The 19941-nt window shown below is 65.0% G+C and carries 17 protein-coding genes; 11 read left to right on the forward strand and 6 right to left on the reverse strand.

The window, feature by feature from the left end:
- Nucleotides 1–31 precede the first annotated feature (31 nt).
- The 3 genes from ACFE72_RS06700 to ACFE72_RS06710 all read right to left on the reverse strand — a co-directional run bounded on the left by ACFE72_RS06700 (nucleotide 32) and on the right by ACFE72_RS06710 (nucleotide 3506).
- A complete protein-coding gene (locus tag ACFE72_RS06700) occupies nucleotides 32–1342 on the reverse strand; it encodes an O-antigen ligase family protein (RefSeq protein WP_375412290.1) in 1311 nt (436 codons plus the stop codon).
- Entirely contained in the window at nucleotides 1339–2325 is a 987-nt protein-coding gene (locus tag ACFE72_RS06705; protein WP_375412291.1) for a glycosyltransferase family 2 protein, read from the reverse strand. The genes ACFE72_RS06700 and ACFE72_RS06705 overlap by 4 nt, the downstream gene beginning before the upstream one ends.
- Before the next feature lie 68 nt (nucleotides 2326–2393).
- Nucleotides 2394–3506 (reverse strand): endo-1,4-beta-xylanase, encoded by a 1113-nt coding sequence (locus ACFE72_RS06710; protein WP_375412292.1) that lies wholly within the window; start codon nucleotides 3504–3506, stop codon nucleotides 2394–2396.
- A gap of 243 nt (nucleotides 3507–3749) precedes the next feature.
- Between ACFE72_RS06710 and ACFE72_RS06715 the strand changes: the two genes are divergently transcribed.
- From ACFE72_RS06715 to galE, 7 genes are all read left to right on the forward strand, one after another.
- The gene (locus ACFE72_RS06715; protein WP_375412293.1) at nucleotides 3750–4679 is read left to right on the forward strand and encodes a DUF6492 family protein; all 930 of its coding nucleotides are present in this window, start codon (nucleotides 3750–3752) and stop codon (nucleotides 4677–4679) included.
- Nucleotides 4679–6115, forward strand: a complete 1437-nt coding sequence (locus ACFE72_RS06720; protein ID WP_375412294.1) for a lipopolysaccharide biosynthesis protein — start codon at nucleotides 4679–4681, stop codon at nucleotides 6113–6115. The genes ACFE72_RS06715 and ACFE72_RS06720 overlap by 1 nt, the downstream gene beginning before the upstream one ends.
- A gap of 13 nt (nucleotides 6116–6128) precedes the next feature.
- The gene (locus ACFE72_RS06725; protein ID WP_375412295.1) at nucleotides 6129–6947 is read left to right on the forward strand and encodes a class I SAM-dependent methyltransferase; all 819 of its coding nucleotides are present in this window, start codon (nucleotides 6129–6131) and stop codon (nucleotides 6945–6947) included.
- 3 nt (nucleotides 6948–6950) lie between these two features.
- The gene (locus ACFE72_RS06730; protein WP_375412296.1) at nucleotides 6951–7700 is read left to right on the forward strand and encodes a polysaccharide deacetylase family protein; all 750 of its coding nucleotides are present in this window, start codon (nucleotides 6951–6953) and stop codon (nucleotides 7698–7700) included.
- A 156-nt stretch (nucleotides 7701–7856) separates the two neighbouring features.
- Nucleotides 7857–10157, forward strand: a complete 2301-nt coding sequence (locus ACFE72_RS06735; RefSeq protein ID WP_375412297.1) for an exopolysaccharide transport family protein — start codon at nucleotides 7857–7859, stop codon at nucleotides 10155–10157.
- A complete protein-coding gene (locus tag ACFE72_RS06740; RefSeq protein ID WP_375412298.1) occupies nucleotides 10150–10968 on the forward strand; it encodes a WecB/TagA/CpsF family glycosyltransferase in 819 nt (272 codons plus the stop codon). The genes ACFE72_RS06735 and ACFE72_RS06740 overlap by 8 nt, the downstream gene beginning before the upstream one ends.
- Nucleotide 10969: 1 nt before the next feature.
- The gene (gene galE / locus ACFE72_RS06745; RefSeq protein WP_375412299.1) at nucleotides 10970–12004 is read left to right on the forward strand and encodes a UDP-glucose 4-epimerase GalE; all 1035 of its coding nucleotides are present in this window, start codon (nucleotides 10970–10972) and stop codon (nucleotides 12002–12004) included.
- Between the two features lie 217 nt (nucleotides 12005–12221).
- Here the strand turns inward: galE and ACFE72_RS06750 are convergent, their stop codons facing one another.
- A complete protein-coding gene (locus tag ACFE72_RS06750) occupies nucleotides 12222–13430 on the reverse strand; it encodes an MFS transporter (RefSeq protein WP_375412300.1) in 1209 nt (402 codons plus the stop codon).
- Between the two features lie 70 nt (nucleotides 13431–13500).
- Nucleotides 13501–14016 (reverse strand): hypothetical protein, encoded by a 516-nt coding sequence (locus tag ACFE72_RS06755; protein WP_375412301.1) that lies wholly within the window; start codon nucleotides 14014–14016, stop codon nucleotides 13501–13503.
- Between the two features lie 318 nt (nucleotides 14017–14334).
- On the opposite strand from ACFE72_RS06755, the gene groES reads away from it, so the two are divergent.
- The 4 genes from groES (at nucleotide 14335) to ACFE72_RS06775 (ending at nucleotide 19438) form a co-directional block, all read left to right on the forward strand.
- Nucleotides 14335–14631 carry a co-chaperone GroES gene (gene groES, locus ACFE72_RS06760; RefSeq protein ID WP_375412302.1) on the forward strand — a complete coding sequence of 99 codons (297 nt, stop codon included), beginning with the start codon at nucleotides 14335–14337 and terminating at the stop codon, nucleotides 14629–14631.
- A 160-nt stretch (nucleotides 14632–14791) separates the two neighbouring features.
- On the forward strand, nucleotides 14792–16456 hold the full coding sequence (groL, locus tag ACFE72_RS06765; RefSeq protein ID WP_375412303.1) for a chaperonin GroEL: 1665 nt from the start codon (nucleotides 14792–14794) through the stop codon (nucleotides 16454–16456).
- A 119-nt stretch (nucleotides 16457–16575) separates the two neighbouring features.
- On the forward strand, nucleotides 16576–17772 hold the full coding sequence (locus ACFE72_RS06770; RefSeq protein ID WP_375412304.1) for a hypothetical protein: 1197 nt from the start codon (nucleotides 16576–16578) through the stop codon (nucleotides 17770–17772).
- A 157-nt stretch (nucleotides 17773–17929) separates the two neighbouring features.
- Nucleotides 17930–19438, forward strand: coding sequence for a phytoene desaturase family protein (locus tag ACFE72_RS06775; protein WP_375412305.1), 1509 nt, complete (start codon nucleotides 17930–17932; stop codon nucleotides 19436–19438).
- A gap of 117 nt (nucleotides 19439–19555) precedes the next feature.
- Here the strand turns inward: ACFE72_RS06775 and ACFE72_RS06780 are convergent, their stop codons facing one another.
- Nucleotides 19556–19909 (reverse strand): META domain-containing protein, encoded by a 354-nt coding sequence (locus ACFE72_RS06780; protein ID WP_375412338.1) that lies wholly within the window; start codon nucleotides 19907–19909, stop codon nucleotides 19556–19558.
- Between the last annotated feature and the right edge of the window lie 32 nt (nucleotides 19910–19941).

The raw sequence follows: 19941 nt of genomic DNA on the forward strand, positions 1-19941 counted from the left end.
AGAAGCGCTGCACCGCGTCCGGACACGGAGTTCATTCCGAAAGCCGAAACCGCGCCAGATAGTGCAATCCGAACACCCCGAGCAAGAACGTGAACCACAAGGGGTCGGCGCGGTCGAGGAAGAAGCTTTCCATCGACGACAAATAAAGCCCGAACAGCCAGATTTGCAGCAGCATCGTCGCCAGCGGGCCGCTGTTGCCGCCGCGGTCCGCGGCATGGAAATTCTTCAGCGGGCCGGCCACCAGCACCACGATCAGCAGCAGCAATCCGGGCAGGCCCATCGCCAGCGCGGTGTCGAGATAGCCGTTGTGGCTGTGCGAGGCGAATTCCGCCCACTCCTTGCCTTCGGGCAGATCCTTGATCGAGCTGGAGCCCCAGAACGCCGCAAAACCGTATCCGGTCAAAAGCCGCTGCTGCAGCGCCTGGAAGGCAAAGGTCCAGATGTCGGTACGGCCGGTGAAAGTGGTGTCGAACGGCAGCATCCTGGCGATGTTTTCCAGCCCGTCGCTCATCACCGTGCCGACGCTCAGCAAATTCAGCGCGAGCAGCGGCGTCAGGCAGATCGCGGCGCGGAGCCAGAGCGTCCTCGCCGCCGAGACCAGGCCCGCCAGCAGGAACACCGCGATGCTCAGCGCCAGCGCGCTCTTGCCGCCGGAGAACAGCAGGAACAGTCCGGCAAAGCCGATGATTGCCGTGCCCGACAGCAGCGCGCCGAGCCGAACCGCGTAGATCCCGATGAACAGCAGGAACACCATGACCGGCGCGGCGCCGTTTTTATGGCCGAACGAGCCGCGCCAGTCGCCGGCCAGCGCCGGCTCCTGCGCGTCGGTCGCCAGGTGGATCGACAGGTTCGGCGCCAGCAGTATTCCGAGATAGCAGATCGCCAGCAACGCCAGCGCCGCAATACTCAACCACCGCATCAGCTCGGTCTGCGACTTCGGCAGCAGCAGCAAAGTCGAGGCCACCGCGGTGACGCTTGCGGTCAACGCGAAACGGCGGATCGAGGTGCTGAGATCGAGCGACAGCGCCGCGGTAACGAACACCCAAGCGCCGAACAGGATGAAACCGGGAGACAGCAGCGTCGTGAGGCCGGACCTGTTGTCGGCCATCGCCAGCGCGACCGTCAGCACGGCCAGGCATCCGAACGCGGCGTAGGTCAGCGTTTCATTGCCGGTGGTGAGATCCTTCAGCTGCGAGCCGCTGAGGTCGACGAACGGCCGCAGTGAAACCCAGACCAGCAGCAAGGTGGCGATGAAGGTGGCGGCGCGCAGCACGTCCATCACCTCAAGGCGGCGGAGCCGATCGAAGACGGTACGGATCTCGCTTGCGGCGGCGATGCTCACGGCAGGATCTTCGATGCTTTATAGGGCTGCGGTTCGACGCCGATCGCCGCCAGCGCGCTGCCGAGCGCGACCGTCACCGGATGCAGGGCGATGATGGGCCGCGGTTCGGTGAGCACGAGACGGCCGGCGCGGACCAGCGACAGCGGCAGCATCGCCAGCAGCTTGGCGACCACTCTGGCGCGCGCCGGATAGCTGCGCGCGGCCTTGACTTCGATGTGATAGTTGATCGCGCCGATGCGCAGGCCGCGCACGACGAGCCAGCCGGGATGGGTGCGGACGTGCGGCACGGTTTCGGTGATGAGGGCATCGGCGGCCCAATGGAATTTCATGCCGGCCTGACGGCAACGCACGAAGAAATCGGTGTCGCCGCCGCCGAGGAAATTGAATTTCAGATCGAAAGCGGGATCGGCGAGCGTCTCGAATACCCGGCGCGTGATCAGGCAGTTGCCGCAGCCGTAGATGACCGGCACCGGGCCGCTCGCGTCATAGGCCGGACGAAACGCCGGATGGCGGCGAAGCCCGCGCGCCATCTTGTCGTCGAAATCCGGCTGCACCGGGCCGCCGACCAGGTCGGCGCCGGTGGCCTCCGCCGCATCGACCATCCGTTCCAGCCAGTGCTCCGACGCGATTTCGTCGTCGTCGATCATCAGCAACCGGGTCGCGGCAGGAAACGCCGCCAGCGCGGTTTCGAATGCGGCGTTGATGGCCTCGCAATTGCCTTGCCGCGGCTCGACCACGCAAAGGCCTGGAATTCTGCCGTCGCAGAAGAACTCGATGGCGACCGGCACGCTTTCGCGTTTTACCGCGTCGTTTTCGACCAGCACCACGGCGAAGCGGCGATCGGTTCGCTGCCGGGCGAGGGATTCCAGGGTCAGCCGCAGATGCTGCGGACGGCGAAAGCTGGGGATGCAGACCACGATCCCGATCGAGGGATCGGGCGGACCGGACGCCGCCGCGCGTTCACGGATGTTGGACGGGTTCATGCGGGTTCGATCTTACGGGTCAATCTGTTGACGAAAACCTACGGCTCCGGATTCCGGCCGCCCTTGATTCAGGCGGGCCTGCGCCTGAACTGCTCGATGACGTCGAACAGCGGTTTGCGCTTGAGATCGGCGTCGAACGGCAGCGGACGGTTGGGCATGCCGTCCGGCCGCTTGAAATAGATCGGCACCCAGGTATAGCGGTCGCTCAGGCCCCAGGTCAGGATCGCTTTCGGACGGACCACGTCGCACACCGCTTGCAGAAACTCGCCGGCCTTGCGGGCGACCAGCGCGTCGCGCTCGCTCACCTTGCCCGGCAATTCGTAGTCGACGACGTCGAGTTCGGTGATCAGCACGTCGAGCCTGAGTGCCGCAAGTTCGTTCAGGAATGCCTGCAGCCCGTCGCGATCGATATCGCGGTCGGCGAACAGATGGGCCTGCAGCCCGACACCGTGCAGCGGCACATCCTTGTCGCGCAACGAGCGCAGCAATTGAAGCAGCGCCTTGCGCCGGGCGGCGAAACGCGGGCCCTTGAACTCGACATCGTATTCGTTAAGCACGAGCCGCGCGGCCGGGTCCACCGCGGCGGTGGTGCGCAGCGCGATCGACAGGTAATCCGGCCCCAACTGCCTGGTCCAGACGCTGGGGCGCAGCGATGCCGCACTTTCCGGAAAATCCACCAGCGGCTCGTTCACCACGTCCCAGGACGGGATGACGCCGCGATATCGGGACACAACCGTCTTGATATGATCGACCAGTTCCCGTTCCGCCTCGGCGCGGCTGGAGATCTCGTTGGTCCAGTCCGGCAGGCCGCCGTACCAGGCCAGCGTGTGGCCGCGGACCTCAAGCCTGTTCTGGCGCGCGAAGTCGATGATCGCATCGGCTTTTTCGAACCGGTATTCGCCGCGGGCGGGCCGGATATCCGCCCACTTCATCTCGCCTTCGGCAACGACCATCTGGCAGTTCGCAACGATCGCCTCGCGATACGCCGGATCGGACTCCAGCGCGCCGGCCCGCACCGCCGAGCCGTAAGGAATCAATCCGGCGGCCGGCACGAACGGCTGCGGCTGCGGTGTCGCAAAAGCGGACACTGCGGACAGTCCGGCTGTGCCGAAAACACCGAGCGCCGCGGCCGTTGCGGTGGCTGCGACGAACTCGCGCCGGGAATGCGTCGGTTTTGTCATGGGTTCACGGTCTCGGTTGACGAATTCAATGATGCGCGACCGTCTTTGCAAGTACCGGTCCAGCGCCGCCGCGCACGGCGCAGCACTTTCCGCGATGGTTAGCGCGCCCGTGAATTAACCAGTTTTGAAGCACCGCGAGCGCTTGCCGGCGTGTCCGGCACCGATCTTGCTCACTCCGACCGCATGACGCACGAACCCGCAGCAACCATTGCTCCGACCATCCCCGCCGGAGAGAGCGCCGAGATGAATCCCTTAGCGTTGTTGACCCCGACTTACGGGCGCGACCTCGACCTGTGCACGCTGCTTTGCGAGAGCGTGGACCGCCACGTCCGTTCGTTTTCCAAACATTATCTGCTGGTTCCGGATTCCGACCTGCCGTTGTTCGCCCACTTCGAGAGCGAGCGCCGGGAGGTTATTCCCGCCTCCCGCTTTCTTCCCCGTTGGCTGCGGCCGTTGCCGCGCGTCATTCAGCGCAAGCGGCGGCAGTTCTGGTGGTCGTTCCGCACCAAGCCGGTCAGCGGATGGCATGTCCAGCAATATCTCAAGATCGCCGCGACCATGTCGTTGCCTTACGAGCGCTACTGCATTCTGGATTCGGACATCGTTTTCTTCCGTGATTTCGACCTGTCGCAATTCCAGGTTCCACATCCGATTCCGCTGTTCGGCCTGCCCGACGAAGTCGTGGCCACCCAGCCGCGGCATTCACGCTGGGTCACCACCAGCCACGAACTGCTCGGCCTGCCGGTGCCGCCGTTGCCGGCGCCCGATTTCATCGGCCACATCATCTTCTGGGACCGCCAGACCACCGCCGCGATGGTCTCGCAAATCGAGGCGGTCACCAATCTGCACTGGATCGAGGCGCTGTGCCGGACCCGGGAGTTCTCGGAATACATGCTGTACGGCTATTTCGTGCAAAACAATGCGCGCTTTTCCGGCGCGCACCGGCTTACCTCGAGCACGCAATGCCTCAGTTACTGGGAGCGGCCGAAGCTCAGCAAAGGTGAACTGAACGAACTGCTTTGCCGCGCCAATACGCATGACGTCGCGTTCTCGATCGCGTCGTTTTCGGGCACGCCGGTGCAGACCATTCGCGCTGCGATCGAGGAAAACCAGGCGGTCCGCACGCCGCGCACCGTTTCAAGACAGGCCGCGAGGCTCGACGCGCTATGCTGATGCGCCAGGCCAGCATCAATCTGTCGGCCAACGTGCTCTCCGCACTGCTGGGGCTGCTGAGCGTTTTTGTCTTCACCCGGCTGTTTTCGACGCATGATTACGGCACCTATCTGCTCGGGGTCGGTTTCGCCTCCGTGATCAGCGTGGCCTTCATCGGCTGGTTCCGTAACCTGATCCTGAGCGAGCACGCCAGGAACGACGGCAGCGACGTCCGCGGCCTGGTGCTGTCGGGATATTTTGTCGCCTGCCTGTCCGCGCCGCTTGCCTGGGGCATCGGCCGGCTCGTCGGCCTCGATGCGATGGCATCGCTTGCCGCGGTCGGGCTTGCGATCGCGGTCGGCCTGTTCGAACTTACCCAGGATCTGGTCCGGGCCCGGCTATTGGCCATGACCGCCATGAAGGCGACGCTGGCTCGCGCAATTGCGGTGCTCTGCCTCGGCGCGGTCTTCGCGCTGATCGATCGCACCGGATTGCTGCTGCTGGCCTCCACGGCGCTGGCTTATCTGGTTGCGACATGGGTGCAGGCGCGGGTCGCCTGGCGGGGGACCATCGTCAGGTTCGACGCCCCGACGCTGCTGACCGCGGCACGACACGGTTTGCCGCTGACGATATCGCTGACCCTGCTTGCGGTCTCCAGCGTCACCGACCGGTTCATGATTGCCAACCTGATCGGCGCGGCGGATGCCGGAAAGTATATCGCGGGCCTCGACCTTGTCCGCCAGACGCTCATGATGCCGGCCATCAGCGCCGCCGCCGCGTTTTTCCCGATGGCGGTCCTGATCCACGCCAGTCAGGGGCGCGCCGCGGTGCGGTCGCATCTCGGCGAATGCGCCGAATTGCTGCTGAGCATTACCCTGCCGGCCTGCCTGGGGTTTGCCGTCATTGCTCCGCACATCGCCAATGTCGTCCTCGGCGCCGATTTTCGCGAAACCGCCGCGGCGATCATGCCCGTCATTGCGGTTGCGGTGCTGTTCCAGATCCTGACCCAGCAATATCTCCATGTCAGCTTTCTGCTGTCGGGACGTAATTCATTCTACCTGATCAATACGCTTGTCATCATCGCGGCCAATGTGATCCTGTCCTACGCCCTGGTCAGCGGCTACGGCGTCGCAGGCGGGGCGTGGGCGCGGCTCGGCGCCGATGTGCTCGGCTTTGTCTGCGCCTTGATCCTCAGCCGCCGGGCGTTTGCGGTCCCGATTCCGCTCGGCCGTCTGGCACTGACGATGATCGCCGGACTGATCATGGCGCTGATTGTCGGCGCCGCCGACCGGCTGTTGCATGTGGCGGACCTGACCGCCTGCGTCATCCTGGTTGCGGTGGGCGCCGCCGGCTACGCCGCCCTGTGCTGGGCGTTCGACATCTCGCGGGTTCGCGCGCGGTCGCAGCGTGGCTTGACGCTGTTCAGGGCCAAGCTCGCGGGCATGGGCATCGGGTAAGGTAGAGGAACAAATGAACAAGAACATTGCCAGCGCTTTCAACCCCGTCGCCGCCGCTCGGGCCGACGCGCGCGCGCCGCTGCCGCCCGCTGCCGTGCACCCGAAATCATTGCTCGAACTGCCGTCCGGCGAGGCGCGCGAGAGCCTGCTGGCCGTTCACGGCATCCTGGGCGCGGTGCTGCCGCCCGAAAAACTCGCGGTTTACGAGGCCGGCGGCGGATCGACCAGTTTCCTGCCGCTCGGCGTGCTCGAACGCGCCCATGTCACCGTCGTCGATATCGATAAAGACCAGATTCGCAACAACACCTACGCGCACAAGACCATCCTCGGCGATATCCAGAGCTATCGCTTCGCGCCGGAAACCTTCGATCTGGTGATCTGCTACAACGTCATCGAGCATCTTCCCGACGTCGAAGCAGCGTTGCTGGGCTTCTGCACCTCGCTGAAGCGAGGCGGCCTGATCCTGATCGGCGCGCCGAATCCCCAATCGCTGTCCGGCGTGGTGACCAGATACTCGCCGCACTGGTTCCACGTCTGGTTCTACCGCACCATGCGCGGCGACAAGAAAGCCGGCCTGCCCGGCCAGGCGCCGTTTCCGACCTTCTTCCATCCGCTGGTTTCGCTGCCGCGGCTGGAAGCCTTTGCACAGCAGCACGGACTGCAGGTGACCTACCGGCGGGAGTATGAGAGCCCGCGCTTCCCCGAAATGCGGGCGCGCAAGCCGGTGCTTGCCGCCTTGCTCGATGCCCTCGCCGTCGCCGTGAACCTTTTCCTGCCCGGAAAGGCCGACGCGCGGCGCGGCGACTATCACGTGATATTGCGAAAGCGCTGAACCATGAATGCAATTTTGGAAGCCAGAGCGAGGTTCAGCCATCGGATGGCGATGCATTTGCGCGTCGAACCGTTCCGGATGCGCAATGACGCGCCGATGGTCAGCTTCACCTTCGACGACGTTCCGAAAAGTGCCGCCACGGTCGGCGCCGCGATTCTGGAGCAACACGGCGCCACCGGGACGTTCTACGTCATCGGCAGCCAGGTCGGCAGGTCATCGCCTCTATGGGACATGATCGATGGCGACGACGTCATCGCGCTCCACCGCAGCGGTCACGAAATTGCCTGCCACACCTTCTCGCACAAGCGGGCATGCGATCTCGATGCCGGCGCGCTGAACGCCGAGATCGAGCGTAACCAGCACTATCTGCGGTCGCTGGATTCATCGATTGAGGTGGAGAATTTTGCCTATCCGTTCGGTTACGGGTCGTTCGTCCGCAAACGGCAGCTCAAGACCGTGTTCAAGTCGTGCCGCAGCATCGTCCCCGGCGTCAACAGCGGCACCGTCGACCTGCAGTTTCTGCGGGCGGTGCCCCTGATCGACCGCCGCATCGATCGCGACGGGATCGAACGCGCACTCGACGAGGCGCAGGCCGGCAACGGATGGCTGATCTTCTATACCCACGACGTGGCCGACGAGCCCAGCCCCTATGGTTGCTCGCCCTGGCTGCTGCAAACCGCGATCGAGGCGGCATCGCGCCGGCAAATCCCGATTCTGAACATGGCGGAGGCATTGCAATGCGCCGGCGCTTAAACGCTTTTTTTGCATTTGCGGTAAATACTCCCTCAATGTGTATGGTTAATTTTTCCTGTCCAGCCCGTTCCGCATCAAGACCCGCCGCAAACGGCTTGTTGCGAACAACAACCCCTCACCCGGCGCGTGTGTCGGCCGAACCGAAAGCAGGGGCCCATGCTTGCATATGACCAGCCGATAATTCAGCCGAAACCCGATATCGCGGCGGCGCCGCCGCCGGCGCGTTTCAGCGTGACCGACTTGGTCCGCCTGCTGTGGCGGCGCAAGGTCCCGATCGCGGCCGCGGCGATTATTTGCGCCTGCACCGCGGTGATGATCGGCAAGAGCCTGACGCCGCGCTATGCGGCGACCGCCCAGCTCTATGTCGATCCGCGCGAATTGCAGTTGGTGGACCGCGAACTGACGCCGCGCTCCCAGGATATCGCCGGCCTGTCCATGGTGGTCGAAAGCCAGGCGCGGCTGATCACCTCGAACAACGTGCTGCTGCGCGTGATCGACGACCGGAAACTGGAACGCGACCCCGAGTTCGGTGGCGAGGCCAGCGGCCTGCTGCGCTCGCTGTCCGGCCTCATCGGCCTCAGCGGCGGGCCGACCGCCAGCGCCGACAACGGGAAAATGTCGGCGCTGGACGCCCTGAACCGCCACATCAACGTCAAGCGGACCGACCGCACCTATGTGGTCGACATCGAAGTCTGGTCGCACGAACCGGCAAAAGCCGCCATGCTCGCCAATGCGGTTTCCGCCGCCTATCTCGCCGAATCCAAGCAGTCGCAGGCCGACGCCGCGCGGCGCGCGACCACCGACCTGTCGAGCCGGCTCAAGGAATTGCAGGACCGGCTCCGCACCTCCGAGAACGCGCTCGCGATCTACAAGGCGCAGAACAATTTCGTCGGCACCCAGGACACCCTGGTCAGCGACCAGCAATTGTCCGCGATCACCCAGCGGCTCGCCAATGCGCACGCGCTGACGCTGGACGCGCAGGCGAAGTATGACCAGATCGAGGCCTCCAGGCGCGGCGCCACCGATGCCGGCGCGATTCCCGAGGCGCTGCAGTCGCCGACCATCGCCAATTTGCGCGCGCAATACGCGGAGGCGCGGCGGAAACATGCCGAACTCTCCAGCGAACTCGGCCCGCGGCACCCTTCGCTGAAGAACATGGAAAAACAGGTCGAAGACCTGCGCCGCAACATCACCGAGGAACTCAGCCGCTTCTCGCAATCGGCCAAGAACGATCTCACCCGGGCGCGGGACTATGAAGCGTCGCTGACCAAGGCGCTCGACCAGCAAAAGCACCAGAGCGTCGACCTCAGCCAGGCGTCGGTACAGTTGCGCGAGCTCGAGCGCGATGTCGAAGCCAACCGCAACGTCTATCAGTCGTTCCTCAAGCGCTCGCGTGAAACCGAGGAGCAGGAAACCCTCAACACCTCGGCGGCACGCATCATCGGCGAGGCCGCCGCCCCGCAGCGCCGCGCCTTCCCGCCGGCGATGAGCCTGATCGCGATGATCGGCTTTGCGATCGGCGCACTGGCCGCCGCCGCCTGGACCGTCGCGGCCGATCGGCTGTCAATCCCGGGCGCGGCGACGCCCGCGACCGAGGCGCCCCGCAAGCAGCCGCGGGCGACGCTGTCGCCCGACATGAAGATAATGATCGAGCCGCCGCTGCCGCAAGGCAATACGCCGCAGCAGGCCGCCGCGGCTCCGCTGGAGAAACCGCTGATCGCGCGGCTGCAGGAAACCGATGTGCTGCGCACGCTAACCGGCATCCTGGCGGCACCCGGCGTTGGCGACGTCACGCGAATGGGCTGGCCGACGCTGCGCGCCAATGGCCCGGCCGGCGCCTTCGTCGCCGCCATCCACGCGCTATGCGAGACCGCCGCAAAACGGGCGCCGGGCGGCCTGACCCCGGTCATCGGCATCATCGGCGCCGGCGACGGCGCCGACCGCACCGTGGTTGCGCTCAACGCCGCGCTGGCCGCGGCGCGCGACGGCGTCAAGGTGCTGATGATCGATGCCGATCACGCAACGCATGCGCTTTCGGACAAGGCCGACGGCCTCGGCAAGCCGGAGGCCAGCCGCCGCGGCTGGCTCAGCATCGGCAGCAAGGCCGCCCGCGCGATCAAGACGTCGAACGGAATTGCCATCTTGCCGGCGGTCAGGGGCTCCGGCGCCAGGGCCGGCGACGCCATCCGCAAGGCCATCGCGCAGGCCCGCGCCAGCGGCGGCTACGATCTGGTGATCCTGGACGGACCGCCGATGCCGTGGGAGGCGTCGAACCGCAACCTGCTGGAGACCGCCGACGGCCTGATCGCGGTCCTGCCGGTCGATCTCGATATCAACGACGCCATGGAAGCCGTGATCGCCGCGCTCGGCGGCGCCGAGCGCAACCTGATCGGGGTCGTTCTCAACGAGCTCAATCCCGCGGGGAGCAGCCAGCAGCGAGGCAAACGATATGCTTGAACGCCGCATCAATCCGCTGGGGAGGGCCGCCACTTCGGCCGTGCCGCGCATCTCGCTGGGCGGGCTTCGCCTCGCCGTGCTCGACCTCGAACAGACCGCAAATTTCATGATCGGCATGGTGTTTCCGGAGCGCTGCGTCGACCGCCCGCTGTATCTGACGTCCGCCAACGGCGAAGTGCTGGCGCGCTGCTCGACCGAGCCGATGACCGAACGTCTGTTCCGCGCCGCCGACCTGATCAATGCCGACGGGCAGCCGCTGGTCACCGTATCGCGGCTGAAATCGAAGACGCCGCTTCCCGAGCGCGTCGCCACCACCGATCTGTTTCACGTCGTGGCGCGCAAGGCGGCGGCGGCGCGCCTGACATTCTATATGTTCGGCGCCGACGAGGCGGAAAATGCGCTGGCGGTCGCCAACGTCCGTGCCATGTATCCCGATCTGCAGATCGTCGGGCATTGCCACGGCTATCTGAAGGGCGATGCGCTGCGCGCTAAGGTCGACGAGATCAACGCGCTGGCGCCGGACTATCTGTGGGTTGCGCTGGGCATTCCCTACGAGCAGGCCTTTGTCGAGCAATTCACGCCGCGGCTCGGCAATGTCGGCGTCATCAAGACATCAGGCGGACTGTTCAACTTCCTGTCGGGAAGCCGCGCCCGCGCGCCGAGGTGGATGCAAGGCGCCGGGCTGGAATGGGCGTGGCGAATCTGGCTGGAGCCGCGCCGGCTGTTCTGGCGCTATCTGACGACCAATCCGCGCGCACTCTACCTGCTGTTCAACAACCGCCGGCCCACCGACCGGACGCCGGGGAGCTGACATGAGCAGTCGTCCCGCAGTGCTGGTGACGGGCGGCGCGGGCTATATCGGCGCGCATTGCTGCCGCGCCCTCGATGCGGCCGGCTATCATCCGGTCGTATACGACAATTTCTCCACCGGCCATCGCGGCTTCGTCACCGGTTCGCTGGTGGCGGGCGATCTGCAGGATCGCGCCGGGCTCGCTGCGGCATTCGCGCAGCACGATATCGTCGCGGTGATGCACTTTGCGGCGTCCAGCCTTGTCGGCGAGTCGATCAGCGATCCGCGGAAATATTACATGAACAACCTCGCCGGCACGCTGTCGCTGCTGGATGCGATGCGCGAATCCGGCTGCAGCCGCCTGGTATTTTCCTCCACCGGCGCGGTCTACGGCAATGCCGACAGCAAGGCCCTGCCTGAAAGCTACGCTTGCGCGCCGATCAATCCCTATGGCGCGTCGAAATGGATGATCGAACGGATTCTCGCCGACTATCGCAGCGCCTATGGGCAGCGATCGTTTGCGCTGCGCTATTTCAACGCCAGCGGCGCCGACGCGTCCGGCGGCATCGGCGAAAAGCGCGAGCCCGAAACCCATTTGATCCCGCGCGCGATGATGGCGCTGCAGGGCCATGTCGCCGACTTCGCGGTGTACGGCGATGACTACGACACGCCCGACGGCACCGCGATCCGCGACTATATCCACGTCACCGATCTGGCCCAGGCGCATATCCTAGCGCTCACGCTCCTGCTGCAGGGGCATGTCGGAGGCGTCTGCAATCTCGGCACCGGCGCGGGCTTTTCGGTGCGGGAAATTCTGGCCGCAATCGCCGCCGAAACCGGCCGCGCGGTGCCGCATGCGATAAAACCGCGGCGACCGGGCGATCCGGCCTATCTCGTGGCCGACGTAACGGCGGCGCGGGCGACGCTGCGATTTCGACCCATGCATTCCGATCTCGCAACGATCGTGCGGACGGCATGGGCCTGGCACCGGAAGGCGCATCCGCTGAAAGCGGATGCGCGCGTTCGAACCGATGCGGCTTTGTCTCCAGCCGCCTAGACTGACATTTGCCGTGCCCGGGACGCAGCAGCCCGCGGCGCGGTATGGATGGCCGGGTCAGCCCTGCTGGATTCACCCCTCTCGTCATAGGCAGGCTTGACCCGCGTATCCATCCATCGTCGCAAGAGTCGTTCGAAGCGGATGGATTGCCGGGTCAAGCCTGGCAATGACGGCCGAGATGTGCGCATCCAGCAGGGTCAAGCCCGGCAATGACGAGTTACCCCGGCGCCGGCCGCGGCGGCCTGATCGCCAAAAAGCATCCGAGCGCCATGAGCGCGCCGAGGATGCCTATTTCGAGTACGGTACGGTCGGAAAATCGCTCAACCGCGGACGCCACCACAAAAGGCGCCAGCGCCTGAATGAACAGGGCGGGCCGCGCGATACGTCCGATGACGCGGCCATAGCCGACCGGACCGAACATCAATAGCGGCAGCGCGCCGCGGGCAATCGTCATCACCCCGTTGGCGGCGCCGAATGCGATTGCGAACAGCGCCGCCACCGGCGGCGACGCGCCCGCAAACGACAGCATGGCAAAGGCAAACGCCATCAACGCAACCGCACCGCGCGCGATCCAGAGCGGATGGGTCCGGCCCGCCAGCATGAAATCGGCCAGCCTGGCGGCGACCTGCGCCGGCCCGAACAGGGTTCCGATGGCCACCACCGTGGCGGCGCTCATGCCGCTCCGCTCCAGCATCGCCAGCAGGTTCGACGTGACGCCGGAAAGTATGAAGGCATGCAGCGCAAATGCCGCGGCCAGCAGGATGAACGGCCGTCCTTCAGCCCGCATCGGCGCCGCGGGCAACACGATCGCGTCCGAGCCGACCGCAGGCAAAGGTGCCACGGCGACCGTGCGCGGCAGTGCAAAGGCATTCAGCGGAGCGACGACGAATGCGAGTACGGCTGCGAAGGCCAGATAGGCGCCGCGCCAGCCCAGATGCTCCAGTAACACATGCGTCGCCGGCCAGCCCACGGTGGAGGCAAACCCGCCCGCAAAAGTCACGAAGGTGATCTGCCGTCGCGCGGAAGTTCCGAAAATCCGCGTCAGCGTCGCGAACGCGGGATCGTACAGCGTCGACGACATCGCAACACCGATCAGCAGCCAGCACGCCAGATAGGCCGGGCGCTGCTCCGCAACGGTCAGCAGCACAAGGCCGAGCGCGCCTGCCAGCGCGCCCGCCGACATCACGATATTGCCGCCGTGACGATCGATCAGGTGGCCGACGGTCGGCGCCAGGATTCCGGAGACCACGAGCCCGATCGAAAATCCCGCCATGCCGAACGCCAGCGACCAGCCATGATCGGCCGTGAGCGCGGGCATGGTCAGCACCGGCGGATAGATCAGGATGCCCCAGGCCAGAATTTCCGTGAACGACAATACCGAGACGGCGCGGCCCGGTCCAAGAACAAGGTCGCGCAATCTGTGCATCAGGCACTGCTTATGCGGGCGAAAATCGCGGGAATATTCGACCTCTTACGACAAAGCCAACGGCCAGGCCTCAGGCCTTGGGCGCGCAGCGGACATAGACCATGTTGCCGTAACGGGTCGCGGCATCCTTGTCGACAAACCGCGTCACCAGCACGCGGCCGTCGAAGGAGACGATTTCGCGATCCTGTTCGCCGGGAACCGGTCCGGGCGGGCCGATATAGTTCTTGCCGCTTGGGCTGCCTTTCAGGCGCAGCTCCTGCGGTGTCGCCTGGTCGGCCAGATGCATCACCACGCCGCCGGTTGCGCCTGCGGTAATGACATAAGGCTGTTTGCACTGGCCCCGCGCCGCCGCCTCCGTGCGCACCCGATCATTCGGGTTCTGGTAAGATGCAAGACCCCAGCGGCCGGCGATCTCGTCGGCGCGGACCGTCGCCGGCATGTCAGGTGCGACCGCGGGCTCCGGCGGCGGGGAAGGCGATCCTGACAAGGACGGCAGGCTCATCCCCCCGCAGGCCCCGAGGAACATCGCCAAAGCCGATGCCATCCCCAGATTGACCATCCCGCGCGTGCTGCTTGAACTGTTCATGGCATCCCCCGAACAAAATCGTTGACCGCACCCGTCCGCAGCCAAGCGCAAAACTCCTGTCGGAGCAATGATGTCCAGCAAGTTACGCCGGCGCTCCGATTTGGTTTCTTCCAGCATCCTATATCTGCCTCACCAAGGACTTAAGGCCTTGCTTGACAGGATCGACGGCAGGCCATATTTCCGGGCGCACAATTGGCACTCCCCGAGCACGATTGCTAAGGATGCAAGCGGTTTTGCCCAGGCCGGCTTTAACCCTTGTAGCCCGATCCGCCTTTCACGCAGGGTCAGACCCTAAAACGAACCTTCCAGAGGAACCTCATGGCTAAAACTCAATTTCGTCCACTGCATGACCGTGTCGTTGTCAAGCGCGTCGAAGCGGAACAGAAGACCAAGGGCGGCATCATCATTCCCGACAGCGCCAAGGAAAAGCCCCAGGAAGGCGAGGTGGTCGCGGTCGGCCCCGGCGGGCGCGACGAGGCCGGCAAATTGATCCCGATCGACATCCAGGTCGGCGACCGTGTGCTGTTCGGCAAATGGTCGGGCACCGAGGTCAAGCTCGACGGCGAGGAACTCCTGATCATGAAGGAGTCCGACATCATGGGCGTGCTGAACTGAAGATAAGCCGAATAGCCGCACCTCTCTCAAGCGTCATGCCCGGGCTTGACCCGGGCATCCACGTCTTTCTCCTTTGAAGGAAGCAGGACGTGGATGGCCGGGACCAGCCGGCCATGACGAAGGTGGTGCGGAGACAACAATCCCACGGAGTGAATTCAACATGGCTGCCAAGGACGTTAAATTTTCCGGAGACGCGCGTGACCGCATGCTGCGCGGCGTCGATATCCTCGCCAATGCGGTGAAGGTGACGCTCGGCCCGAAAGGCCGCAACGTCGTCATCGAGAAAAGCTTCGGCGCGCCTCGCATTACCAAGGATGGCGTGACCGTCGCCAAGGAAGTCGAGCTTGAGGACAAGTTCGAGAACATGGGCGCGCAGATGCTGCGCGAAGTCGCCTCCAAGACCAACGACACCGCCGGCGACGGCACGACCACCGCGACCGTGCTGGCCCATGCCATCGTCCGCGAGGGCGGCAAGTCGGTCGCCGCCGGCATGAACCCGATGGATTTGAAGCGCGGCATCGACATCGCGGTTGCGGCCGTCGTCAAGGACATCGAGAAGCGTGCCAAACCGGTGGCATCCTCCGCCGAAGTCGCTCAGATCGGCACCATCTCGTCGAACGGCGACACCGCCATCGGCAAGATGATCGCGCAGGCCATGCAGAAGGTCGGCAACGAAGGCGTCATTACCGTCGAGGAAAACAAGTCGCTCGAAACCCAAGTCGACATCGTCGAGGGCATGAAGTTCGACCGCGGCTACCTGTCGCCGTACTTCGTCACCAATGCCGAGAAAATGACCGCCGAACTCGAAGACGTCTACGTCCTGCTGCACGAGAAGAAGCTTACCGGCCTGCAGGCCATGCTGCCGGTGCTGGAAGCCGTGGTGCAATCCGGCAAGCCCTTGCTGATCATCGCCGAAGACGTCGAAGGCGAAGCCTTGGCCACGCTGGTGGTCAACCGGCTGCGCGGCGGCCTCAAGGTCGCCGCAGTCAAGGCGCCCGGCTTCGGCGATCGCAGGAAGGCGATGCTGGAAGACATCGCGATCCTCACCGGCGGTCAGCTGATATCCGACGAACTCGGCATGAAGCTGGAAAGCGTCACGGTCAACATGCTTGGCCGCGCCAAGCGGGTCGTGCTCGACAAGGAGAACACCACCATCGTCAGCGGTGCGGGCAAGAAAAAGGACATCGACGCCCGCGTCGGCCAGATCAAGGCGCAGATCGAGGAAACCAGCTCGGACTACGACCGCGAAAAGCTGCAGGAGCGTCTGGCCAAGCTCGCCGGCGGCGTCGCCATCATCCGCGTCGGCGGCGCGACCGAGGTCGAGGTGAAGGAAAAGAAGGACCGTGTCGAGGACGCGCTCAACGCGACGCGCGCCGCGGTGCAGGAGGGCGTCGTGCCCGGCGGCGGCGTGGCGCTGCTGCGCGCCAAGAAGGCGGTCGGCCGCATCACCAACGATAATTCCGATGTGCAGGCCGGCATCAATATCGTGCTGAAGGCGCTGGAAGCCCCGATCCGGCAGATCGCCGAGAATGCCGGCGTGGAAGGCTCGATCGTGGTCGGCAAGATCCTCGAGAACAAGTCGGAAACCTTCGGCTTCGACGCGCAGACCGAAGAATATGTCGACATGGTCGCCAAGGGCATCATCGATCCCGCCAAGGTGGTGCGTACCGCGTTGCAGGACGCCTCCTCCGTCGCGGGCCTGTTGGTGACCACCGAAGCCATGGTCGCCGAATTACCGAAGGAGCCGGCGCCGCCGATGCCCGGCGGTGGCGGCGGAATGGGCGGCATGGGCGGCATGGGCGGAATGGGCGGAATGGGGTTCTGATCCGGCGCCTGCCGGCATTGCCTCTCGTTGAAGGCCGCCTTTCCGGGCGGCCTTCTTTTTGGCGATTTGTGGGTGGGTTTGGTAGAAGCTTCCCCAAATTCACTTTCGAGGAATTTTATATGCGCGTCCTTTTGCTCTGTCTGATCGGCCTTACGGCGGCTTCGGCAAGTCCGGCTGCGGCTCAAATGAAGCTCTCGCCAAAGGCCGCGCAGGGAAGCAGCGAGACGCGGTACTTCACCTCGATCGACGGGCTGATGGACGGCAATGCCGACGTCATCCTGAAGGAAACCCGGCAAGGCAAGACCGTGACGGCGGCGGTGCTCGACGTCTGCTATCCCGCCGAGAAGGGTTCCGAACGCCGGGATCGCTTTGTCGCCAATCTTGCGGTCAACGGACAGAACCTGACGGGAACCACCCAGAGCCAGGGCGACAAGCTACCGGTTACGGTGAAACTGGTACGCAAGCCGACCGGCGACGGTTTTGAATTCAAGGGGCAGATCGGCGTCGGCCAGACCGTGACCGAGGTCTCGTCGTCCGACAATTCCGATCTCAGCGAGCAGGAATTCAACGATGGCCGGGCGACCGACGACAACATCAATGCCGCGCCAAAGGCTTTTACCGAGGTTTCTCCGGAATCGATCGCGGTGCGGGTGAAGCTGGAGGCGGTGCTGGATTTCCTGAGAAGCCTGAGAGGACAGCCGGCCGAGGTGTCGCTGAGCAGTCTCAGCGTTTCCTGCGACGCGTTGCGCGCGGGCGAGCAGACCATCACGCTCAGCGTCGATCCGGACCGCGCCGCGGCATTGATCGCGAGAGCGAAGTCGTGGCCCGGCGTGGTCGCGGCGGGCTGGACCGCCGGCATCGTCGACATGGAACGCGCGATTCGTTTCCCGGCGGCGGACTGGCGCGACGGCGACAGATTGAACAGGGACAAGCTCGCGTCGAGCATCGCCGCCGTGGTCGCGAAAGCGATGTCGGCGAAGGTGTCATCCTCGCAATGGAGCGAGAACACCGGCAAGCTGAAACTGACGCTGAAGCGGCCGAGCCGGGTCTATCCCGCACTCGAACTCACCGACACGATCGAGGTCGACGCCCTGGTCTCTTCTGACAGACCCGGCGCATCCGATCGCCTGATGCTCTGGGTCGGCGCGCCCTCCGTCACGACTGCCGACGAGGCGGCAGGCCCGCAACTCCATCTGGCCGACGCTTCCGCCGGCGACGAGGAAGGCGCGCAGGAAGACGACAACGGAACCGTCGATGCGCTGGCAAAGGAGTTCAAGGGCCAGCGCTGGGACGCCGACAAATCGGCATGGAAATAGCTCGTGCGGACGCAGCGCAACGCCAGCGGCGCGTTTTCGCGCGTCCTCTTGCCAAACGGTTCGCTGCAGAGCCGGGACGCCGACACCGTCGATTTGACATGCCGCCGCATAGCGGCAATGAACAGCCCTGATCGAAGACGAGCAGGGTTTGCGGTTGATGGCGCGCTATGACGTAGTGGTGATCGGCGCGGGCCTTGGAGGCTTGACGGCAGCCGCCATCCTCGCACGCGCCGGACGCAAGGTTCTGGTCCTCGAGCGCAGCAACTCGGTCGGGGGCGCTGCGTCGAGCTATAAGTCCGGCGACCTGTTCGTCGAAGGTTCGCTGCATGAAACCGGCGATCCGGATGATCCCCGCGATCCCAAGCACGGCGCGCTGGTCCGCGCCGGCGTGCTGGACGCGGTGAAGTGGATCCCCGGCCGCGGGTTTTACGAGGCGCGCGGCGGGCCGCTCCAGCAGCCGTTTGCGATGCCGGACAATTTCGACGCGGCGCGGCGCGCGTTGATCGAGCGGTTTCCGGAAGCCCGCGACGGCATCGACAACGTGCTTGACGACATGGAGCGGCTGGCTTCGGCGGCCGCCGCCGATAAAAACACCGATGACAATTTCGGCGCGCTGCTCGAACGCGTTTCGGAGCCGGACCGATCGCTGTCGCTGGGGCAAAAATTCGAACGCGTTTTCGGCCATAACGAAGCCGTCAAATGCGCGCTGGCGGCAAACCTGTCCTATTATCACGACGATCCCGCCACCTTGTCATGGCCGTTCTTCGCAATGTCGCAGGGAGGTTTTTTCCTGAGCGGCGGGCGCTACGTTCAAGGCGGTTCGCAACGGCTGTCGAGCGCCCTGGCGCGCGCGATCCGCACGGCCGGCGGGGACGTGATGATTCGCCGCATGGTCACGGCCATCGCCTTGAATGCGCAGGGCCGGCCCGGCGGCGTGACGCATGCCGCAAAAGACGGCGGCGATGTACAGACCGTCGAATGCCCGGTCGTCGTCGGCAACGCCGCGCCGGAAATACTGGCGTCGCTGTTGCCTGCAGATGCGGCGCGCGAATTGAACGCCGGTTATGCCGGCCTGCGGCCTTCGATTTCGCTGTTCGCGCTCACCCTCGGCCTGTCGAAGCCGCCGCGCGAATTCGGCATCGCCAGCTACTCGACGCAGTTGTTGCCGCCATGGATGACGCGGCTCGACGACTATGCACAAGGGGCGCGGCTGATGGCCGGCGAGCCGGCGGACCGGATGCCGCCTCTTGCCATCGTCGACTACGCCGCAATCGATTCCGGCGTGCCGGCTCCGCCTTACGTGCTCTCGATCTTCGGACCTGACCGGCTGTCGAACTGGGACAGTTCGGATCTCGACGGCTATCGCGACAAACGCGCGCGCTGGCAGCAGGCAATCGCCCGCTATCTCGATCAATATTATCCCGGGCTCGCCGGCGCGGTCACGGCGGCGTCATTCAATACCGCGTTGTCGGTACGGCAATATCTCAACGCGCCGGAGGGCGCGGTATACGGATTTGCGCCGGCGCCCGGTCCGGGCTCGCGCCGCTCGCCGCGGACCGCGATGCCGGGATTGTATCTCGCATCGGCCTATGCGGGATTCGGCGGATATACCGGGGTAATCCAGTCGGCCGGCGCCTGCGCCGACATGATCTTGGCCGAGAGTTGAAGGCCGCCATTCCGGGGTGCTCGCACAGCGGGCGAACCGGAAATCCAGCGGTCATCCCCAACCGTCTGGATTCCGGCTCCTCCGTCAGGAAGCGCATCCCGGAATGACGGTCCGTTCCTAATTCGTATTGATCCGGAATCGCAGCGATTTCGGCCCCATGAAGGAAACAACGTCGCCCTGCCGCTTCCATGTCGCAGCTTCGCTCAGCGTCGCAACGAGCTCGTCGTCGGCCTGCGCGCGGGCTGGTGGGCAGGCGCGATCCTGCAGCGGACCCGCGGAAAAAATGACGGTGTTGCCGGCGACCGAGAACTGGCCCTTGCCGCCCTTGCACCACAGTTCGAGGATGACCTCGCCGCCGTCGCCGATATCCAGCGTCGGAAGCCGCTTCGATCCAGGCTGCCGCGCCGCATCCAGCATCATCTCAAGTCCAAAAGGAAACTCCTCGTCGGCATGCGCCGGCGCGGCCTGCATCGCCGTGATCAGAATCAAAACAGCGCCTGCTT

This window comes from uncultured Bradyrhizobium sp. (assembly GCF_964252615.1).
Lineage (GTDB): Bacteria > Pseudomonadota > Alphaproteobacteria > Rhizobiales > Xanthobacteraceae > Bradyrhizobium.

Excerpts from the sequence above, each read along its gene's own strand:
- ACFE72_RS06705 (WP_375412291.1), bottom strand. The coding sequence starts at position 2,325 with ATGAACCCGTCCAACATCCGTGAACGCGCGGCGGCGTCCGGTCCGCCC.
- ACFE72_RS06710 (WP_375412292.1), bottom strand. The coding sequence starts at position 3,506 with ATGACAAAACCGACGCATTCCCGGCGCGAGTTCGTCGCAGCCACCGCA.
- ACFE72_RS06715 (WP_375412293.1), top strand. The coding sequence starts at position 3,750 with ATGAATCCCTTAGCGTTGTTGACCCCGACTTACGGGCGCGACCTCGAC.
- ACFE72_RS06720 (WP_375412294.1), top strand. The coding sequence starts at position 4,679 with ATGCGCCAGGCCAGCATCAATCTGTCGGCCAACGTGCTCTCCGCACTG.
- ACFE72_RS06725 (WP_375412295.1), top strand. The coding sequence starts at position 6,129 with ATGAACAAGAACATTGCCAGCGCTTTCAACCCCGTCGCCGCCGCTCGG.
- ACFE72_RS06730 (WP_375412296.1), top strand. The coding sequence starts at position 6,951 with ATGAATGCAATTTTGGAAGCCAGAGCGAGGTTCAGCCATCGGATGGCG.
- ACFE72_RS06735 (WP_375412297.1), top strand. The coding sequence starts at position 7,857 with ATGCTTGCATATGACCAGCCGATAATTCAGCCGAAACCCGATATCGCG.
- ACFE72_RS06740 (WP_375412298.1), top strand. The coding sequence starts at position 10,150 with ATGCTTGAACGCCGCATCAATCCGCTGGGGAGGGCCGCCACTTCGGCC.
- galE (WP_375412299.1), top strand. The coding sequence starts at position 10,970 with ATGAGCAGTCGTCCCGCAGTGCTGGTGACGGGCGGCGCGGGCTATATC.
- ACFE72_RS06750 (WP_375412300.1), bottom strand. The coding sequence starts at position 13,430 with ATGCACAGATTGCGCGACCTTGTTCTTGGACCGGGCCGCGCCGTCTCG.
- ACFE72_RS06755 (WP_375412301.1), bottom strand. The coding sequence starts at position 14,016 with ATGAACAGTTCAAGCAGCACGCGCGGGATGGTCAATCTGGGGATGGCA.
- groES (WP_375412302.1), top strand. The coding sequence starts at position 14,335 with ATGGCTAAAACTCAATTTCGTCCACTGCATGACCGTGTCGTTGTCAAG.
- groL (WP_375412303.1), top strand. The coding sequence starts at position 14,792 with ATGGCTGCCAAGGACGTTAAATTTTCCGGAGACGCGCGTGACCGCATG.
- ACFE72_RS06770 (WP_375412304.1), top strand. The coding sequence starts at position 16,576 with ATGCGCGTCCTTTTGCTCTGTCTGATCGGCCTTACGGCGGCTTCGGCA.
- ACFE72_RS06775 (WP_375412305.1), top strand. The coding sequence starts at position 17,930 with ATGGCGCGCTATGACGTAGTGGTGATCGGCGCGGGCCTTGGAGGCTTG.
- ACFE72_RS06780 (WP_375412338.1), bottom strand. The coding sequence starts at position 19,909 with ATGCAGGCCGCGCCGGCGCATGCCGACGAGGAGTTTCCTTTTGGACTT.